The following is an 18963-nucleotide window of genomic DNA, read 5'->3' as shown; positions in this document are numbered from 1 at the left end:
AGCTGGCACCGGGCCTCCCGTCCGTGGCGTGGTCGCGCCTACAGCGCGGCCAGGATCCCGTTGAGCGTCGCGGACGGGCGCATCACCGCGCCGGTCTTGGCGTCGTCCGGACGGTAGTACCCGCCGATGTCGACCGGGTGCCCCTGCACACCGTTCAGCTCCTCGACGATCGTCGACTCCTGGCCGTCGAGCTGCTTCGCGACGTCCGCGAACGCCGCTGCGAGCTCGGCGTCCTCGGTCTGGGAAGCGAGCTCCTCGGCCCAGTACTTCGCGAGGTAGTAGTGGCTGCCGCGGTTGTCGATCGTGCCGATCTTGCGGCCGGGCGACTTGTTCTCGTCGAGGAAGGTGCCGGTGGCCCGGTCGAGGGTCGCGCCGAGGATCGCAGCGCGCTGGTTGCCCGTCACGCCGGCGAGGTGCTCGAACGACACGGCGAGCGCCAGGAACTCGCCGAGGGAGTCCCACCGCAGGTAGTTCTGCTCGACGAGCTGCTGCACGTGCTTCGGTGCGGAGCCGCCGGCGCCCGTCTCGAACAGGCCGCCGCCGCCGAGGAGCGGGACGACGGAGAGCATCTTCGCGGAGGTGCCGAGCTCCATGATCGGGAACAGGTCGGTGAGGTAGTCGCGGAGGACGTTGCCCGTGACCGAGATGGTGTCCTCGCCGCGGCGGATGCGCTCGAGCGAGAAGGCCATGGCGCGCTCGGGCGACATGATCTCGATCTGCAGGCCGTCGGTGTCGTGCTCGCCGAGGTACGTGCGGACGAGCCCGATGAGGTTCGCGTCGTGCGCGCGGGTCTCGTCGAGCCAGAAGACGGCCGGGGTCGCCGAGGCTCGGGCGCGCGTCACGGCGAGCTTCACCCAGTCGCGGATCGCCATGTCCTTGGTCTGGCAGGCGCGCCAGATGTCACCGGCCTCGACCTCGTGCTCGATGACGGTCTCGCCGCTGCTCGTGACCACGCGGACACGACCGGCGCCGGGCACCTCGAAGGTCTTGTCGTGCGAGCCGTACTCCTCGGCCTTCTGCGCCATCAGGCCGACGTTCGGGACGGAGCCCATCGTGGCCGGGTCGAAGGCGCCGTTCGCGCGGCAGTCCTCGATCACGGTCTGGTAGATCCCGGCGTAGCTCGAGTCCGGGATCACCGCGAGGGTGTCGTGCTCCTCGCCGTCCGGTCCCCACATGTGCCCGGAGGTGCGGATCATCGCGGGCATCGAGGCGTCGACGATGACGTCGCTCGGCACGTGCAGGTTGGTGATGCCCTTGTCGGAGTCGACCATCGCGAGCTCGGGGCCGGCGTCGAGGCCGTCCGCGAAGGCCTGCTTGATCTCCGCGCCGTTCGGCACGGCGTCGAGGCCGGCGAGCACCGAGCCGAGGCCGTCGTTCGGGTTGAGCCCGGCGGCGGCGAGGTCGGCGCCGAAGCGCTCGAACACGGTCGGGAAGAACGCGCGGATGACGTGTCCGAAGATGATCGGGTCGGAGACCTTCATCATCGTCGCCTTGAGGTGCACCGAGAACAGCACGCCCTGGGCCTTCGCCGCGGCGATCTGCTCCTGCAGGAAGGCCTCGAGCGCGCGGACGTGCAGAACGGTGCCGTCGACGACCTCGCCCGCGAGGACCGGGATCGACTGCTTGAGCACGGTGGTCTCGCCGTCGGTGCCGACGAACTCGATCGTCAGGGTGTCGTCGGCCGGGGCGATCCAGGACTGCTCGTTCGAGCGGAAGTCGTCCTTGCCCATGGTCACGACGTTCGTCCGCGACTCGTGGCTCCAGGCGCCCATGCGGTGCGGGTGCTTGCGGGCGTAGTTCTTCACCGAGAGCGGCGCACGGCGGTCGGAGTTGCCCTCGCGCAGCACCGGGTTCACGGCGCTGCCCTTGACGCGGTCGTAGCGGGCGCGGACGTCGCGCTCCTCGTCCGTGGTCGGCTCGTCCGGGTACGCCGGGAGGTCGTAGCCCTGCGCCTGCAGCTCCTTGATCGCCGCCTTGAGCTGGGGGATCGACGCCGAGATGTTCGGCAGCTTGATGATGTTCGCCTCGGGGGTCTTCGCGAGGTCGCCGAGCTCCGCGAGGGCGTCGTCCAGGCGCTGCTCGTCGGTGAGTCGCTCCGGGAACTGCGCGATGATCCGGCCGGAGAGCGAGATGTCGCGGGTCTCCACGTCGACACCGGCGGTGCCGGCGAAGGCCTGGATGATCGGGAGGAAGGAGTGGGTCGCCAGGAACGGCGCCTCGTCCGTGAGCGTGTAGATGATCTTGGCCATGCTGGCGGGTACTCCCTTGTTCATGCCGTCGGTACGTCCCACGCTACTCGCAGGCGCGGGATGTCTCGATGTCAAGATACCTGGTCGGGTCGCCTCCCAGCGAACGAACGGCGGCCGCCCGGAAGGCACATGGTCGTTTCATGGGCAGGGCGCGTGGACTGGTCTTCCGCGGCTCACCGGTCGCGGTGGGAGGAGCAGGCCATGACGACAGCACGACGGACCCCCGAGGACTTCGGGTGGACGGCCGAGGACCTCCGCTCCGCCTACGCGGTGGACGGCAGCGGTCCGCACCGCTACGCCCCCGACGGCTCCGGGCCGTTCTCGTACGACGCCGACGGTTCGGGTCCGTGGCTCGTCGGCCCGGAGCCGGCCCGCGGACTGGCGCGCTTCGCTCCGCGCGACCGCCGGTCCCGCGGGCGGCTCCGTCGCATCGGGACCGCCGTGACGGCCGGCACCCTCGCGGTCGTGCTGGCGGTGGGCAGTGTGGCGGTCGTCGCGCACGCAGCGCCTCCGCGGTCCGCCGTGCAGGCCGGCGCCGTGCACGCGGGCACCTCGCCGTCTCCGTCACCCGACCGGGACTGACCGCACGGGACCGACGACCGCGGTCAGGTCCCGATCGACACGCGGAAGACGCGGACGCCCGACGCCTTCAGGCCGGCGAGCCCGAGCCGCATCCGGAGGCTCCGGAACGGGCGCGACGACCCGGACGGCGCCGAGGCCGCACTGATCTGGTGGAGCACCTCCGACGTCAGGGTGCGTTCGAGCTTCGGCGCGAGGCGGGTCATGCCGGACACGGTGACGACGATCCGCACCGCGTTCGGGGCGAGCAGCGGAGCGATCAGTTCGGCGGCTTCGTGCGCCCGGTGGAACGCGGGGTCGTCGCCGGGTCGGCGGATGGCGATCACCGCGAGTTCCGCGGCACCCCGCTCACCGGGGTCGGGCAGGTCGTCCACCCCGACGACCCGCATCCGCATCGCGTCCACACCGGCCCGCACGGCAGCGCCGCGAAGCACCGGCAGGAGGTCCTGCGTGCCGGCGAGCACCACCTCGGCCGCGCGCAGGTTGATCGGTTCGTGGCGTTCGCGCGGCGTGCGGGCCATGGCGGGGTCCTTCCGGTCGCTCTCCTCGGACACTACCGATCGGCGCGGGACGTGGCGCGGACCGTGCGCTCCGGTAACGGAATGATCACGTCCGGGCCTGTACAAACCGACAGAGTCGTGCAGAATGGTGGGCGGCCATGACGACTGCACCCCTCGACGACCAGCACCCGGCGACCCCGGTGGTGCACCTGTCCCGTCGCGCCGCCCTCGAGGCGGAACGCGCCGCGGGCCGCTGCACGAAGACGACCCGCCCGGCGGAAGAGCGCCGCAGCACGAAGGCTGCCCGTGCCGCCGAGGCGCACCGCAGCACGGAGGCCGCCCGCACCGCGGACGCACGCCGCAGCAGCCGGGTGACACGCCCTGCGGAGCCGGCCCGCGCCTCCCGGACGAACCCCCTGCGCGCACTGGACCCGCTGCGCTCCGCGAACCGGGCCAGCCGGGTCACCGCGACGAGCGCCCTCGCCGCGTTCGTCCTCTTCGCCGCCTCGGCCACGCCCGCGCACGCCGCCGGCTCCGGTGCGGTCGCCACCTCGACCCTCGCACCGAGCGTCGCCGGCCAGGACTACGCCGTCACCCAGGTCGCCGCCTTGGCCGATCCCGCCCGCGACGGCTTCACGGTCGGCGGCGGCTCGGACGGGACCCCGGGCACCTCGGTCTCGTTCGGCGGCGAGGTCCGGTCGCCGTTCCCCGGACCGGTGCGGATGAGCTCCGGGTTCGGGTACCGGTCGGCTCCGTGCGGGGCGTGCTCGTCGCTGCACCAGGGGCTCGACTTCACCCCGGGTCTCGGCACCCCGATCGGTGCGGTCGCCGCGGGCACGGTGCGGGTCGCCGGCACCTACTTCAACTACGGCACCGCGGTCGTGATCGACCACGTGATCGACGGTCGCAAGGTCGCCACCCTGTACGGCCACATGGTCCCCGGATCGACCCCGCTCAAGGTCGGCGACACCGTCGAGGCGGGCGAGTTCATCGGCCAGGTCGGGAACTCCGGGGTGTCGACCGGTGCGCACCTGCACCTCGAGGTCCTCATGGACGGCGTCACGCCGATCGACCCGGAAGCGTGGCTCGAGGCCCGCATCGGCCGCTCGCTCACCGCGTAGCGACACCCGGCTCCGGCTCCGTCGCCCCGCAGGCCCGGTCGACCCACAGGCGTCGTGCAGCACGGATGGGGCAGCGTCCCAGCCACCCTGTGCAGACTCACAGGCATGGACGACTGTCACAGGCCCAGCGCCCGCACGCGACCGGTACCGCCCCGAGCTGAGCGGACCACCCGCTGATGGGCGCCGACACCTGGATCGCCTTCGGGCTCGTCATCCTCTTCGTGCTCGTCGGCGGCGTGTTCGCCGCCGCCGAGATCGCCCTCGTCTCCCTCCGCGAGTCCCAGCTCCGGCAGCTCGAGCGCCGTGGGAGCCGCGGTGCCCGGGTCGCCCGACTCGGCCGCGACCCCAACCGCTTTCTCTCCGCCGTCCAGATCGGCGTCACCGTCGCGGGGTTCTTCTCGGCCGCCTACGGTGCCTCGTCGATCGCCCCCGACATCGCCCCGCTGCTGCAGGGCCTCGGTCTCGAGCGCGGGGCGGCCGAGGCGGTCGCGCTCGTCCTGCTCACCCTCGTGATCGCGTACCTGTCGCTCGTGTTCGGCGAGCTCGTGCCGAAGCGCCTCGCCCTGCAGCGCGCGGAGGGCTTCTCGATGCTCGTCGCCCCGCCGCTCGACCGGTTCGCGACGCTCATGCGTCCGGTCATCTGGGTGCTGTCGACCACGACGAACGCCGTCGTGCGCCTGCTCGGCGGCGACCCGGACGCCCGCAGCGAGTCGATGAGCACCGAGGAGCTGCGCTCGCTCGTCGCCGAGCACGACGCGATCGACGCGCAGGGTCGGCAGATCGCGCAGAGCGCGCTGGACGCCGGTGACCGCACCCTCCGCGAGTCGATGCGCCCCTGGTACGACGTCGCGACGCTCGACGCCGACCTGACCGTCCGGCAGGCGACCGACCGCGCGATCGACGTCGGCCACACCCGGTACCTCGTCACCTCCGGCTCGCGCGACGACGTCACCGGCTTCGTGCACCTCCGCGACCTGCTCCGTCCCGAGGACCCCGAGGCGTCGCTGTCGAGCATCGTCCGTCCCGTCCTCGCGATGCCCGAGACGAAGTCGCTGTCGAGCGCCATCGCCGAGATGCGGACCGACGGCCACCAGATCGCGCTGGTCGTCGACGAGTACGGCGGGAGCGCGGGCATGGTCACGCTCGAGGCCCTGCTCGAGGACCTCGTCGGCCGCATCCGCGACGAGTGGGACACCGTCGAGCGCGAGCCGGTCGGTCCCGGGCACGACACCGTGGACGGCGCCCTCGTGCTCGAGGACCTGGCCGCCGACGGTGGCCCGGTGCTGCCCGACGGCGACTACGAGACGGTCGGCGGCCTCGTGCAGGTGCACCTCGACCGGGTGCCCGAGGTCGGCGACGTCGTCGAGCTCGACGAGTGGACGCTCGAGGTCGCAGCGATGGACGGCCACCGCGTCGCTCGCGTGCGCCTGTCGGCGCGCGAGCGCCCGGTTCCCGCCGACACGCCCTGACCGGGGTCGGCGGGCGCCGACGCGACGCGACCGGACGCCGGACGGGAGGCACGTGGTGGCGCCGCCACGGGCCTCCCGTCCGCCCCGCGCCCAGGCGGGTACCGCCGGTACCTGGTCCGCCGCCGGTGGTGCCACGTAGCCTTGCGCGCATGGGTATCGACGTGCGCAAGGAGATCCGGGACTTCCTGTCCTCACGACGGGCGCGGCTCACCCCGGACGAGGTCGGCATGCCGTCGTTCGGCGGCGGCGTGCGACGGGTGCCGGGGCTCCGGCGGCACGAGGTCGCGATGCTCGCCGGCGTCAGCGTCGACTACTACACGCGGCTCGAGCGCGGCACGCTGAAGGGCGTGTCCGACAGCGTGCTCGACGGGCTCGCGAGCGCCCTCCGGCTCGACGACGACGAGCGGGCGCACCTGTGGGACCTCGCACGGCTCGCGAACGCCGGCGTGAAGAGCATGCACCGCAACGTGCCCACGCGGGTCCGTCCCGGTATCCAGCACCTCCTCGACGCCATCACGGGCGCACCGGCGTGGGTGCGCAACGACCGCGGCGACGTCATCGCCACGAACGAGCTCGGACGGGCGCTGTACGCGCCGATGTTCGCGGGACCCGGACGACCGGTCAACACCGCCCGGTTCACGTTCCTCGACCCGGCCGCGCGCTCGTTCTTCCCGGACTGGGCGCACACCGCCCGTGACGCCGTGGCGGTCCTGCGCGCCGCCGCCGTGTCCAACCCGTGCGAGCCCGGACTCGTCACCCTCGTCGGCGAGCTGTCGACGCGGAGCGAGGAGTTCCGCACGTGGTGGGCCGCGCACGACGTCCGCTCGCACCGCACCGGGCGCAAACGCATCGACCACCCCGCCGTGGGGCTGCTGGAGCTGACGTACGAGGCGCTCGAGCTCGTCGCCGACCCCGGGTTGACGATGTTCACGTACGGTGCCGAGCCGGGCAGTGAGTCGGAGCGGAGCCTGGCGCTCCTCGGGACCTGGGCGGCGACCGAGCGGGCGGAGCGGGTGGCTGCCGAGCGGGCGGCGGAGTCCGAGCCCGTCGACTGACGCGGGCGCGTGCCGGGCGCGCCGGGTCGGGAAAACGCCCACGCTCCGACGACACGCGAGTCGTTCGACGAGTGTTCTGTCGCGGTCGTGCAGCGTCACCGGCGCGGGCACGCACACCGGTACGGGTACGGGTACGGGTACGGGTACGACCATGGTCCGTAGGCTGGTCACGTGACGGGCAGCACCGAGCGACCGGCGGACGAGCGCTTCCGTCGCTTCCGTCGCCCGGAGCCGGCGTTCGCACGGGCCGTCGCGACCGCGCTCGGTGACGCGGGCACGATCCACGCCGCCACCGTCCTCGACGTCCGCGGTGCCGTGCCGTACGCGCCGCCGGCGCACGAGGTCCGGCAGGTCGATCCCCCGACCGAACGGCTCCCCTTCGCCGACGGGACGTTCGACGCCGCGCTGTGCGCCTTCACCGTGCAGGACTGGCCGGACGTCGAGCTCGGGCTGGCCGAGGTCCGTCGGGTCACGTCCGGCCCGGTCGTCGTCCTGACCCGCGAACCCGAGCGGATGCGGGAGTCGTGGCTCGCCGAGTACGCACCCGAGGTCGTCGAGGCCGATGCTCGACGCCACCCCTCGATCGACCGGATCCGGGCCGCGCTCGGCGGCACGGTGACGACCGCCCGGGTGCCGATCCCGTTCACGTGCGTCGACGGGTTCTCCGAGGCGTACGCGGCACGGCCGGAACGACTCCTCGATGCAGGCGCCCGAGCCGCGGACCCGGCGTGGGGCCTGGTCGACGAGCTCACGGCCCGGCGCTCCGTCGCCGCCCTCGCCACCGCGCTCGAGACCGGCGACTGGGACCGTCGGCACGGCGCGCTCCGCATCCGGCCCGCGATCGACGGCTCGGTGGTGCTGCTCCGCGCCACGCCGGCCTGACGCTCGGCCACACTCCGGTCCGACGCTCGCCGACACGCCCGGCTTGACACGGCGTCGTAGGCTGGAACGGTGAGCTTCCAGGAGGTGGTCGGCGCGCAGAGCGCCGGCATCAGGGCGTGACGCCCCTGGTCGCACCGTCCGGTGCGGCCGCCGTCAGCGAACCCTGATCACCTCCGCCCGGTGCGGCGCGCCTCCGCGTGCCCCGGGCACCCACGAAAGCGACACACCATGCTGCCCATCAGCGAGAAGACCATCCGCACGTCCTTCGTCAACGCCTCCCGCAAGGAGACGAGCGACATCACGCTCCCCGACGGCTTCGAGACCCTCGACTGGGACGCGCTCGACTACCTCGGTTGGCGTGACCCGAAGATCAGCCGCCGTGCCTACGCGGTCGTGCCCACGCTCGACGGCGAGCTCGTCGGCATCCTCTTCCGGCAGGCCGAGGCCTCGCCCCGCAACCGCGCACAGTGCTCGTGGTGTCAGGACGTCAAGCTGCCGAACGACGTCGTGTTCTACAGCGCGAAGCGGTCGGGCGGAGCCGGTCGGAAGGGGAACACCGTCGGCACCCTGGTCTGCCAGGACTTCCAGTGCTCGCGGAACGTGCGGAAGCTGCCGCCGCCGGCGTACGAGGGGTACGACGTGGAGGCCGCGCGGCTCCAGCGGATCGAGGACTTGCAGCTCCGCGCGGCGTCGTTCGCCGCCGAGGTCTGAGCCGCTCCGCCCGCTCGTTCCGACCCATCACACCCTCAGTGGGAAGCCGATTCGCTCGTAGGAGGCCGGAAGAACGGGCCTCCTACGAGCGGAACGGTCACCCACGAGCGGTTCGGCAACGTTGCCGACCGACGGACGGGAGGCACGGCACCGGCCCGCACCGCGCCTCCTGTCCGTCCGCTGGTCACCAGCGCACCCCGCGCGTTCCGACCCATCACACCCGCAGTGGAATGCCGAATCGCTCGTAGGAGGCCGGAAGAACCGGCCTCCTACGAGCGGAACGGTCACCTACGAGCGGAACGGTCACCCACGAGCGGAACGGCAACCACGGGCGCGCTACCGCGCGGGACGCGTCAGCGACCGATGGAGGACATGTCCGGGTAGCGGTCGCCGGTGGGCACCGGGAGTGCGGACAGCCGGGCGAGCTGGTCGTCCGACAGCGACAGCTCCGTGGCGCCGACGTTCTCCTCGAGGCGGTTGACGCGCTTGGTGCCCGGGATCGGCACGATGTCGTCGCCCTGGGCGAGCAGCCACGCGAGCGCCACCTGCGCCGGAGTGCCACCGACCTCGTCAGCGATCTCCTTCACGGAGTCGACGATCCGCATGTTCTGGGCGAAGGCCTCCTCGGCGAAGCGCGGGTTCGCACGGCGGAAGTCGTCGTCGTCCAGGTCGGAGGGCTTCGTGATCGCGCCGGTCAGGAACCCCCGGCCGAGCGGGGAGTACGGCACGAGGCCGATGCCGAGCTCGCGGAGGGTGTCGAGCACCTCGCCCTCGGGGTCGCGCGTCCACAGCGAGTACTCGCTCTGCAGCGCGGTGATCGGGTGCACGGCGTGGGCCTTCCGGATCGTCGCCGCCGAGGCCTCGGACAGGCCGATGTGCCGGATCTTGCCCTCCTGGACGAAGCCGGCGAGCTGACCGATGACGTCCTCGATCGGGACGGCCGGGTCGACGCGGTGCTGGTAGTAGAGGTCGATGTGGTCGGTGCCGAGCCGGCGGAGCGAGCCCTCGAGCGCCTCACGGACGGACTCCGGGGCGGAGCTGATCCCGCGCTCGGTCGCCGGGGTGGTCTCGCCGGCGGTGTGCGTGATGAGACCGAACTTGGTCGCGATCACCACGTCGTCGCGGCGGTCGGCCAGCGCACGGCGGAGGAGTTCCTCGTTCGTGTAGGGGCCGTACGCCTCGGCGGTGTCGAACAGGGTGACGCCGAGGTCGATCGCACGGTGGATCGTGCGGATCGACTCGTCGTCGTCGGAGCCGGCGCCGGAGTAGAAGGCGCTCATGCCCATGGTGCCGAGGCCGAGCGAACCGACCTCGAGGTCTGCGAGGGTGCGTGTCTGCATGACACCGGTCTACTCGCCGTTCCTCGGTTGGAGGGAGGCACCGACAGGGCCCGCCCGGACGGGAATGTGGATCGTGCGGTTCCTCCAACGGGATCGTCGCGCAAGGCCGGCTCCTGGTGTGATCGGGACGTGAACCTGTACTTCCGGCTGTTCCTCCTCGCGCTGCGTGTGCGGCTGCGTCCCCGCAGGCTGTCGCTCTGGGACGAGGCACGCACGCCGTTCCGCGTCGCCCCCACCGACCTCGACCCGCTCCGACACGTCAACAACGGCAAGTACCTGTCGCTGCTCGACCTCGGCCGGTACGACCTGCTGAACCGGTCCGGCTTCTGGCAGGCGGCCGCCGAACGCGGGTGGTACGCCGTCGTCGCCGCGCAGACCATCACCTACAAGCGGTCCCTGACGCTCGGGCAGCGGTTCGCCCTGCGGACGCGGGTGCTCGGGATGGACGAGCGGTCGGTCTACATGGAGCAGACCTTCGTCCGGCGGGACGCGGTCGTCGCGCGTGCCGTCGTGCAGGCTCGGTTCCTGCACCGTGACGGCGGGCACGTGACCCCGGCCGAACTGCTCGCGATCACCGGACCGTCGCCGCGGGACCTCACCGTGCCGGACTGGGTACGCGCGTGGGCGGACGCTGTGCGGATCAGCAGCAGCGCCGACCGGACGGTGCGGTAGACAGGGCTGATGACGGGTGACCGGACGCAGCACACCCCCACCCGCCGCGCGCTGATCGGCGGCGGGGTCGGGCTCGGCATCGCCGGGCTGCTCGCCGCGTGCTCGGGCGGTGGGCCGGCACCGACGCGGTCCCCGTCGTCGACCGCCGGTTCGGCGCCACCGGACGGTGCGACCCCGACGTCCACGGCGGCGGGTCCGACCACCTGGCAGGCGCTCGCCGCCACGGTCTCCGGCAGGCTCCTCCGCCCCGGGTCCGAGGGCTGGGACGACGCCCGGGTCCTGCAGAACCCGCGCTACGACGACGCCGACCCGAGGGGCATCCTGCTGGCCACCAGCGACTCCGACGTGCAGGCCGGTCTCGCGTTCGCCCGCAACTCGGACACCCCGCTCGCGCTCCGGGCCGGCGGCCACTCGTACACGGGATGGTCCGCGGGCGGCGCACCGGGAACCGACGTCCCGCCGTCGCTCGTGATCAGCACGAAGGACCTCGACGGGATCGCGGTGCACGAGGACGGCACCGCCACCATCGGGCCAGGCGCGACCCTCGGGGACGTGTACGCGACGCTCGCCGCGAAGGGCCGGGCGATCGGGAGCGGTTCCTGCCCGACGGTCGGCATCGGCGGGTTGACGCTCGGCGGCGGGGTCGGCGTGCTCAGCCGCTCCTTCGGCCTGACCTGCGACCAGCTCACCGCCGTGCGGATCGTCACGCCGGACGGCACCGTGCACGACGTGTCCGAGCACGACGAGCCGGACCTGTTCTGGGCCTGCCGCGGTGGCGGAGGCGGCACCGTCGGCGTCGTGACCGCACTGACCTTCCGGACCCGCACCGCGCCCGGCGTGCTGCTCTTCGACCTCGCGTTCCCCTGGTCGTCCGCCGCGGACGTCGTCCGGGCCTGGCAGGACTGGGCACCGAGCGCGGACGACGAGCTGTGGTCGACGCTCAAGCTGCTGAACGGTTCGCGGCACAGCCGACCCGCTGTCACGGTGACGGGAGTGTGGACCGGCTCGAAGACGGGTGCCGATGCCAGCGTCGACGCCTTCATCGCGGCGACCGGGGCCACACCGATCCGGCACACGGCCGAGCAGATGTCGTACGGGGCCGCGATGGACGCGCTCGCCGGCAAGCCGCAGCGGGTGTCCGAGGCGGCGACCTCGTCGATCGGCGGGACGAAGCTGACCGACGGGCAGATCGACACGCTCGTGCAGCACGCGGCGGCCGCGGGCGACGTGAGCGGCAACCTCGAGGGCGGGGTGTCCCTCGATGCCCTCGGTGGCGCCGTCGCGCGCGTCGGTCGGACGGACACGGCGTTCCCGTGGCGGTCCGCCCTGATGACCGCGCAGTACACCGCGGTCTTCCGGGACGGTGCCGACCCGGAGCCGTTCGACGCCTACGTGCGCGGCTTCCGCGCCGCGATGGAGCCGGCGTGGGGGAGCGCGGCGTACGCGAACTACTGCGACGCGGCGATCACCGATCCGACCGCCTACTTCGGCGTGAACACCTCGCGGCTCCACCGGATCGCCGAGCAGGTCGACCCGGACGGGCTGCTGTCGCAGCCGCACTGGGTCTGAAGCGCGAGGCCGGGTCCGCCGCGGGGCGCGAGCGACGGCCGGGAGGCACGGATCGCCGCCGTCGCGCCCCTCGCCTCCGTCGGTCGGTCGGCCTACGATCGCGGCGTGGACACCGACGACCTGGTCCTGCCCGACGCCGCAGCGTGGCGCGCCTGGCTCGACACGCACGAGAACGACCCCGACGGCGTGTGGCTCGTCCTCGCGAAGAAGGACACCGTCGAGCCGACCTCGCTGACCTACGACCAGGCGCTCGACGAGGCGCTGTGCTCCGGGTGGATCGACGGGCAGAAGCGCGCACGGGACGCGGCGACCTTCCGCCAGCGGTTCACCCCGCGGCGGCGCGCGTCGCTGTGGTCGCAGCGGAACATCGGGCTGGTCGCGACGCTCGTGACCCAGGGCCGGATGCGTCCGCGCGGCCAGGCGGAGGTCGACCGCGCGAAGGACGACGGCCGGTGGGAGCGCGCCTACGCGGGAGCCGCGACCGCGACGGTGCCCGACGACCTCCGTGCGGCGCTCGACGCGGAGCCGTCCGCCGCGGCACTGTTCGACGAGCTCGACGGCACGAACCGGTACGCCGTGCTCCACCGGGTCACCACCGCCCCGAGCCCGACGGCTCGGGCGAACCGGATCGCGAAGCTCGTGGGCGGGCTCGCCCGGGGCGAGACGCCGTACCCGCGGAAGCCGTCGGCCTGACGACCGCGCGCGGGGGACGACCACACAGCGGCCCGTCGAGCACCCGGCGTAGAACGGCGTGCATGACCACCGGTACCGACACCACCCGTCCCGCCGCGTCCTCCGGCACCTTCCGCATCGGGGGAGACCTCGAGGTCCACCGCCTCGGCTACGGCACCATGCAGCTCACCGGCCCCGGCGTCTGGGGACCGCCGAAGGACCACGACGAGGCGATCCGCGTCCTCAAGCGCGCGGTCGACCTCGGCGTCGACTTCTTCGACACCGCCGACTCGTACGGCCCCTACGTCGCCGAGGACCTCCTCCGCGAGGCCCTGCACCCCTACGGCGACGACGTCGTCATCGCGACGAAGGCCGGTCTGACCCGGACCGGCCCGAACGAGTGGCCGCCGGTGGGCCGACCGGAGTACCTGCGCCAGGAGTGCGAAATGAGCCTCCGCCGCCTCGGACTCGAGCGCATCGACCTGTTCCAGCTCCACCGCATCGACCCGAAGGTCCCGCTGGAGGACCAGGTCGGCGAGCTGAAGAAGCTGCAGGACGAGGGCAAGCTCCGTCACATCGGCCTGTCCGAGGTGTCCGTCGACGACGTGAAGGCGGCGCAGGAGCACGCCACCATCGTCACCGTGCAGAACCTCTACAACCTGCAGAAGCGCGACGCCGAGGAGCTCCTCGACTGGTCGGAGGAGCAGGGCATCGGGTTCATCCCCTGGTTCCCGCTCGCGACCGGCGGACTCACCGGCGAGGACTCGCCCCTCACCGAGATCGCCGAACGCAAGGGCGCCACCCCGGCGCAGCTGGCACTGGCTTGGCTGCTCAAGCGCTCGCCCGTCATGCTGCCCATCCCCGGGACGTCGAGCGTGGCGCACCTCGAGGACAACCTCGCGGGCGCGACGATCGAGCTGTCCGACGAGGAGTTCGAGGAGCTCTCCGGCCTCGGGAGCTGATCCGGGGCGACCAGGACGACGGACGGGAGGCCCGTGGCGAGACCGCCACGGGCCTCCCGTCCGTCCCGTGTCCGGATCGTGACTTGCCCGCCCATACCGCGTATGTGCATACTCGGTATGTCCACGGTGGACGGAACGAGGGGGAACCGCGTCATGAGCGTACGGATGGGCGTACTCGCACTGCTGGTGGGAGGACCCGGCTACGGGTACCAGCTCCGGGGGGAGTTCGAGCACCGCACCGGCGGGAGCTGGCCGCTGAACATCGGCCAGGTCTACACGACGCTCGACCGCCTGGAACGCGACGGCCTCGTGGCCCGCGGCGACGCCGACGACGACGGACACGTCGTCTACACGGCGACCGACGCGGGTCACGAGGCGGTGGCGCGCTGGTTCAGCGAACCGGTGCCGGCCAAGCGCGGGCGCGACGAACTGGCGATCAAGTTCGCCCTCGCGGTCACCGTGCCCGGGGTCGACGTGGCCCGGCTCGTGCAGGTGCAGCGCGCCGCGGCGATCCGGAACCTCCAGGACCTCACCCGACTGAAGCGCACCGCGGACCCGGCCGACGACCTCGCGTGGTCGCTCGTCCTCGAGTCGATGGTGTTCCAGGCGGAGGCCGAGGTGCGTTGGCTCGATCACGTGGAGTCGAGCGTCGCGCGGTACCGTCCGACGGACCACCCCGCGCCGACGACCGCCGAAGAGACCGTCAGGAGCGCCCGGTGAACGCCGCGGCCCCGCTCCTCGAACTCGACGCCGTGAGCGTGCAGTACGGCTCCGGCGCCAAGGCGGTGACCGCGTTGGCCGGTGTCGACCTGACGATCAGCCGCGGCGAGATGGTCGCCGTGATGGGCACGTCCGGCTCCGGGAAGTCGACGCTGCTCGCCTGCGCCGGCACGCTCCTGCCGCCCACGAGCGGCGAGGTCCGCATCGACGGCGAGTGGGTCGCCGACCGCTCGGCGAAGGACCTCGCGGCGCTGCGTCGACGCCTGGTCGGGTTCGTCTTCCAGGACTTCAACCTCATCCCGTCGCTGACCGCCGTCGAGAACGTCGCCCTGCCGCTCGAGCTCGACGGGTGGAAGGCGAGCCGGGCCCGGCGTGCCGCACGTCTCGCCCTCGACAACGTCGAGCTCGGGCACCGCGCCGACGCGTTCCCGGACGACCTGTCCGGCGGGCAGCAGCAGCGGGTCGCGATCGCCCGAGGGGTCGTCGGCGAGCGCCGGCTGGTCCTCGCCGACGAGCCGACCGGGGCCCTGGACTCGCAGACGGGCGAGGTGGTGCTCCGGATGCTGCGTCGGCACGTCGACGCCGGGGCGGGCGCGCTCCTCGTCACCCACGACGCCCGGCACGCTGCCTGGGCGGACCGGATCGTGTTCCTCCGCGACGGCCGGGTCGTCGACGAGACGGTGTACTCGGGCGTGGAGCTCGCGCTCGCCGACCGGGACCACTCGTGAGCCGACTCCGGCCCGCGCTGCGGCTGGGTCGGCGGATGGCGTTCGCGTCGGTCGGGCGTGCGGCGCTGGTCCTCGCGCTCATCGCCGTCCCGACCACGGGCTTCGCGGCACTGGCCGTCGTCTTCCAGTCGACGCAGCCGACCACCGAGGAGCGGCTCGACCACGACCTCGGGCACGCCGCCGCGCAGCTGCAGGCGTGGGGTCCGGACGTGCCGGGGCTCCGCCAGGACCCGGTCGACTGGACCGCGACCGAGACCGAACCGGGGAGCCCGGCGGACGGCGCCGCCGCGACGACGGCGTGGGCGGACCCGCTCGACCACGTCCCCGCCGGAGCCCGGTCGATCCCGGTCGCGACCGCCGACGCCGTCCTCGAGGGCGCGCACGGTCCGCTCGGGCTCAGCGCGACCGAGGGTGCCGTGTGGGACGAGGTGCTCGACGGACGCTGGCGGGTCCTCGACGGCCGCGCTCCGGAGCGGGCGGACGAGCTGATGCTCACCCCGGCCGCCCTCGACCGGATGGGGCTGCACGTCGGGGACCACGTCGCGCTCACCGACCCGGTCCGCTCCACGTTCACGATCACCGGCACCCTGCGGGACCTCGGTTCCGACCCCGACGCGCTCGGCGTGTTCGTGCCGTGGGGGACCTTCTCCGAGCGCACCGCCGACGCGGCCGGGAGCGACACCTGGAACGTCACGGTGTACCTGCCGGACGACGCCCCGACGTGGTCGGAGATCCGGGCACTGAACGCGCACGGGATCCTCGTGGAGTCCCGCCCGGTCGTGCTCGACCCGCCGGACGACCGGCTCGCGAACGCCGGGCAGGCGTCGCTCATCGGGTGGTACGTCGGTGCGCTGGGGCTGGTCGCGGTGTTCGCCCTGTTCGAGGTCGCCCTGCTCGCCGGGGCCGCGTTCCTCGTCGGCACCCGGGCGGACGCCCGCTCGTACGCGATCGTCACGAGCGTCGGCGGTGACCGCGGGTTCGTCCGCTCGGTCGTCGCCGGTTCCGGCCTCGTGCTCGGCGTGACCGGAGCGCTGCTCGGGCTCGGAGCCGGTACCGGGCTCGGCGCGCTCGCGTTCCGCCTGATCGACGACGGCGACGTGACGAAGTTCCCGGGGCTGCACCTGCCCGTCGGCCTGCTCGCAGCGGTTGCCGGGTTCGGTGTGGTGGCCGGCCTGGTGTCGTCGCTCGTCGCGGCCCGGGCGGCCACCCGCGTCAACGTCCTCGCGGCGCTCCGCGGCTCGCTCCGGCCCGCCCCCACGAACCGTCCCGCGCGACGACGCCGTCGGGTGTGGGGTCCGGTCCTCATCGTCGCGGGGGCGCTCCTGACGCTCGGCTGCGGTGTCGGCGTGCTCGCCCTCAACGACCGACCAGTGCAGGGAGAGCCCGACCACTGGGCGCTCGTGGTCGGTGCCGGCGTGGCGCTGGGGCCCTGTCTGGTGCAGCTCGGGGTCGCCCTGTGCTCGCCCGAGGTCCTCACCCTGGCCGCACGGATCGCGAGCCGCATGGGCCTCGCTGCTCGGCTCGCCGGCCGGGACGCCCGCCGGAACCCGGTGCGGACCATCCCGGTGCTCGCGAGCGTGATGAGCGTCGTGTTCGTCGCCTCGGTCCTGGTGACCTACACCGCGTCCTCGCACGCTCGCTTCGTGCAGGAGTACGAGTACCGGACCGCCGTCGGGGTCGCCACGAGCGACGTGTCCGTGTGGGACGAGACCGGCGAGCACGGTGCGACGCACGACGCCGCGCTGACCCGGCGCGCGGCATCGATCGCCGCCACGGTGCTCGGCCACGACCGCATCCGGGTCCTCGGTTCCGTCAGCCAGGACCTCGGGTCGGAACCGGGCACGCTCGTCCGCCCGCGGGACCAGGTCGTCCGGGCCTGCCCGACGCCGAACACCACGACGTGCGCGTCGTTCCTCGGCGCCTCCGACAACTCCTCGCCGCACATCGTCACGGGCACGGTCGACGACTACGCCGTCCTGACGGGACACCGGCCGTCCGCAGCGGTCCGCGACGCCCTGCACTCCGGACGCGCCGTGTCGCTGTGGTCGGAGTACGCCCGCGACGGCTCGGTGCACGTCGACACCTTCCGCGGGGTCTCCAGCGACACCGCGGTGCCGGTCGACGCCCGCCCGAGCAGCAGCGTCGCGATCCCCGCCGTCCTCGACGTGCAGACACCGCGCATCGCCATCGGCGTCTTCATGACGCGGGCGACGGCCCAGCGGTACGGGGTGCCCGCCGTCGACGGACTGCTCGTGACCCGGCTCCCCGCGGACATCTCGTCGGAGCAGTACGGCGAGCTCGCGACGGCGTGGCAGAGCAACGCCGGAGCGGACCGGGACCGTGCGGGGCTGTCGTTCCAGTACGAGGCCGGACCGGTCGACGGGAACGCGGCGGTGAAGTCGATCGCCCTCGCGCTCGCGGCCGCCGTCACGATCGGGGCGACCGCGGTGGCGATCGGGCTCGCCCGGTCCGACGGGCGGCGGGACGACGAGGTGCTCGACGCGATCGGCGCGGCACCACGGCTCCGTCGCCGGGTGTCGGCGTGGCAGGCGGCGATCCTCACGAGCGTCGGCTCCGTGGTCGGCGCGCTCCTGGGACTGCTGCCGATCCGCGCCCTGACGCTCCGGTTCGGCCCGACCCCGGCAGGCGTCACGCACATGCCGTTCGTGCCGGACTGGCCGACGCTCGCCCTGCTCGCGATCGGGCTGCCGCTGCTCGTGACGGTGGGCACGTGGGCGACGGCGGGACGCAGCCGACGTGTCGCGGTGCGGCGCGCGCACTGACGTGCGCACCACCGGACGGGAGGCCCGTGGCGGGCCCGCACCGCGCCTCCCGTCCGACCCGGGTCACCGCCCGACCCGTCGCGGCGGTCTCAGCGGTTCGTGCGAGAAGCCACAGCAGCGGCGACGATTCCCCAGGTCTGGGGACTGGTTCGGCGGGGCGATCCGGGGGATACCTGGAGTCGTGTCCCGCACCAGCCACCTCGTGGCCTTCCTCAGCATCATCGCCTCCGCCGCCCTCGTCGGCACGGGAGCCGTCGTGGTGGCCTCCTCGCACGACGCCTCCGCCGCGGAGCAGGCGGTCGCGGTCCGTCAGGCCGAGGCCCTCCGGCGGACCCCGGACCAGGTCGTCTCGGGGGCGATCGACACGACGGACCGCTCCGATGCCGTGACGTTCGCGTACGCGGGTGACTCGATCACGGCCCGGCCCGACTCGTGGTTGCACGTGCTCGAACGCGACCCGGCCGTGCGGGCGGTCGGCGGCTACGCGCACAGCGGCTACCGGTCCGACCAGGTGCTCCGCGAGATCCGCCCGGTACCGACCGCCGACGTGCTCGTCGTCGAGCTCGGCACGAACGACGTCAACCAGGCCGTGCCGGTGGGGACGATCACCGCGAACGTCGACGCGCTCGTCCGCAAGGTCGACGCACACCGGGTGCTCGTCGTCGCGGGGCCGCCCTCGGACCGCACCACGAGTCTGTGGGGTGCGGACCGACGGGCGGGGCAGCTCGTCCTGACGCGGGCGCTGCGGGCGGACGCCCGGCGCCACGGGTGGGCGTTCGTCGACCCGTTCACCGCGGTCCGCACCGCTGACGGCGCCTACGAGCCGGGCACGACGCCGGACGGCATCCACCCCACGGCCGAGGCGAACCTCGGCGTCGCGCACGTCATGGCCGAGGCGATCGAGGCCACGGGGCGCTGAGCCGGGTCAGCGGGAACCGGTCCTCGGGAACC

General features: G+C 73.2%; 17 protein-coding genes. 14 read left to right on the top strand and 3 right to left on the bottom strand.

Going from position 1 to position 18963, the window contains the following annotated elements:
- Positions 1-38: 38 nt before the first annotated feature.
- On the bottom strand, positions 39-2249 hold the full coding sequence (locus Csp2054_RS12560) for an NADP-dependent isocitrate dehydrogenase (protein ID WP_096899658.1): 2211 nt from the start codon (positions 2247-2249) through the stop codon (positions 39-41).
- Between the two features lie 201 nt (positions 2250-2450).
- Here Csp2054_RS12560 and Csp2054_RS12555 point away from each other — a divergent pair, with 201 nt between their 5' ends.
- Positions 2451-2831 (top strand): hypothetical protein, encoded by a 381-nt coding sequence (locus tag Csp2054_RS12555; protein ID WP_096899657.1) that lies wholly within the window; start codon positions 2451-2453, stop codon positions 2829-2831.
- A gap of 23 nt (positions 2832-2854) precedes the next feature.
- Here Csp2054_RS12555 and Csp2054_RS12550 read toward each other — a convergent pair whose 3' ends face one another.
- The gene (locus Csp2054_RS12550) at positions 2855-3349 is read right to left on the bottom strand and encodes a hypothetical protein (protein ID WP_141399262.1); all 495 of its coding nucleotides are present in this window, start codon (positions 3347-3349) and stop codon (positions 2855-2857) included.
- A gap of 137 nt (positions 3350-3486) precedes the next feature.
- Between Csp2054_RS12550 and Csp2054_RS12545 the strand changes: the two genes are divergently transcribed.
- From Csp2054_RS12545 to Csp2054_RS12525, 5 genes are all read left to right on the top strand, one after another.
- Positions 3487-4449: a M23 family metallopeptidase gene (locus tag Csp2054_RS12545; protein ID WP_096899655.1), complete on the top strand. Its 963-nt coding sequence runs from the start codon at positions 3487-3489 to the stop codon at positions 4447-4449.
- 176 nt (positions 4450-4625) lie between these two features.
- Positions 4626-5918 (top strand): hemolysin family protein, encoded by a 1293-nt coding sequence (locus Csp2054_RS12540; RefSeq protein ID WP_096899654.1) that lies wholly within the window; start codon positions 4626-4628, stop codon positions 5916-5918.
- Positions 5919-6067: 149 nt separating this feature from the next.
- The gene (locus Csp2054_RS12535) at positions 6068-6973 is read left to right on the top strand and encodes a helix-turn-helix transcriptional regulator (RefSeq protein WP_176491688.1); all 906 of its coding nucleotides are present in this window, start codon (positions 6068-6070) and stop codon (positions 6971-6973) included.
- A 171-nt stretch (positions 6974-7144) separates the two neighbouring features.
- Entirely contained in the window at positions 7145-7855 is a 711-nt protein-coding gene (locus tag Csp2054_RS12530; protein WP_096899653.1) for a class I SAM-dependent methyltransferase, read from the top strand.
- A 228-nt stretch (positions 7856-8083) separates the two neighbouring features.
- The gene (locus tag Csp2054_RS12525) at positions 8084-8566 is read left to right on the top strand and encodes an FBP domain-containing protein (protein ID WP_096899652.1); all 483 of its coding nucleotides are present in this window, start codon (positions 8084-8086) and stop codon (positions 8564-8566) included.
- 353 nt (positions 8567-8919) lie between these two features.
- On the opposite strand, the gene Csp2054_RS12520 is transcribed toward Csp2054_RS12525, so the two are convergent.
- Complete coding sequence (locus Csp2054_RS12520) at positions 8920-9906, bottom strand: aldo/keto reductase (protein ID WP_096899651.1); 987 nt, start codon at positions 9904-9906, stop codon at positions 8920-8922.
- 129 nt (positions 9907-10035) lie between these two features.
- Here Csp2054_RS12520 and Csp2054_RS12515 point away from each other — a divergent pair, with 129 nt between their 5' ends.
- From Csp2054_RS12515 to Csp2054_RS12480, 8 genes are all read left to right on the top strand, one after another.
- Entirely contained in the window at positions 10036-10578 is a 543-nt protein-coding gene (locus Csp2054_RS12515; protein ID WP_096899650.1) for an acyl-CoA thioesterase, read from the top strand.
- A gap of 9 nt (positions 10579-10587) precedes the next feature.
- Entirely contained in the window at positions 10588-12147 is a 1560-nt protein-coding gene (locus tag Csp2054_RS12510) for an FAD-binding oxidoreductase (protein ID WP_096899649.1), read from the top strand.
- 105 nt (positions 12148-12252) lie between these two features.
- Entirely contained in the window at positions 12253-12840 is a 588-nt protein-coding gene (locus Csp2054_RS12505; RefSeq protein WP_217990919.1) for a YdeI/OmpD-associated family protein, read from the top strand.
- A 62-nt stretch (positions 12841-12902) separates the two neighbouring features.
- Positions 12903-13781, top strand: coding sequence for an aldo/keto reductase (locus tag Csp2054_RS12500; RefSeq protein ID WP_096899647.1), 879 nt, complete (start codon positions 12903-12905; stop codon positions 13779-13781).
- 165 nt (positions 13782-13946) lie between these two features.
- A complete protein-coding gene (locus tag Csp2054_RS12495; protein WP_096899646.1) occupies positions 13947-14501 on the top strand; it encodes a PadR family transcriptional regulator in 555 nt (184 codons plus the stop codon).
- Complete coding sequence (locus Csp2054_RS12490; protein WP_096899645.1) at positions 14498-15229, top strand: ABC transporter ATP-binding protein; 732 nt, start codon at positions 14498-14500, stop codon at positions 15227-15229. The genes Csp2054_RS12495 and Csp2054_RS12490 overlap by 4 nt, the downstream gene beginning before the upstream one ends.
- On the top strand, positions 15226-18012 hold the full coding sequence (locus tag Csp2054_RS12485; RefSeq protein ID WP_141399261.1) for an FtsX-like permease family protein: 2787 nt from the start codon (positions 15226-15228) through the stop codon (positions 18010-18012). Before Csp2054_RS12490 ends, Csp2054_RS12485 begins: the two co-directional genes overlap by 4 nt.
- A gap of 181 nt (positions 18013-18193) precedes the next feature.
- Complete coding sequence (locus Csp2054_RS12480; RefSeq protein WP_141399260.1) at positions 18194-18931, top strand: SGNH/GDSL hydrolase family protein; 738 nt, start codon at positions 18194-18196, stop codon at positions 18929-18931.
- Positions 18932-18963: the final 32 nt, after the last annotated feature.

Source organism: Curtobacterium sp. 'Ferrero' (genome assembly GCF_002412165.1).
Classification (GTDB): Bacteria; Actinomycetota; Actinomycetes; order Actinomycetales; family Microbacteriaceae; genus Curtobacterium.
The sequence above is the reverse complement of the archived record's forward strand: the minus strand, read 5'-3'. Positions and strand labels throughout refer to the sequence as shown.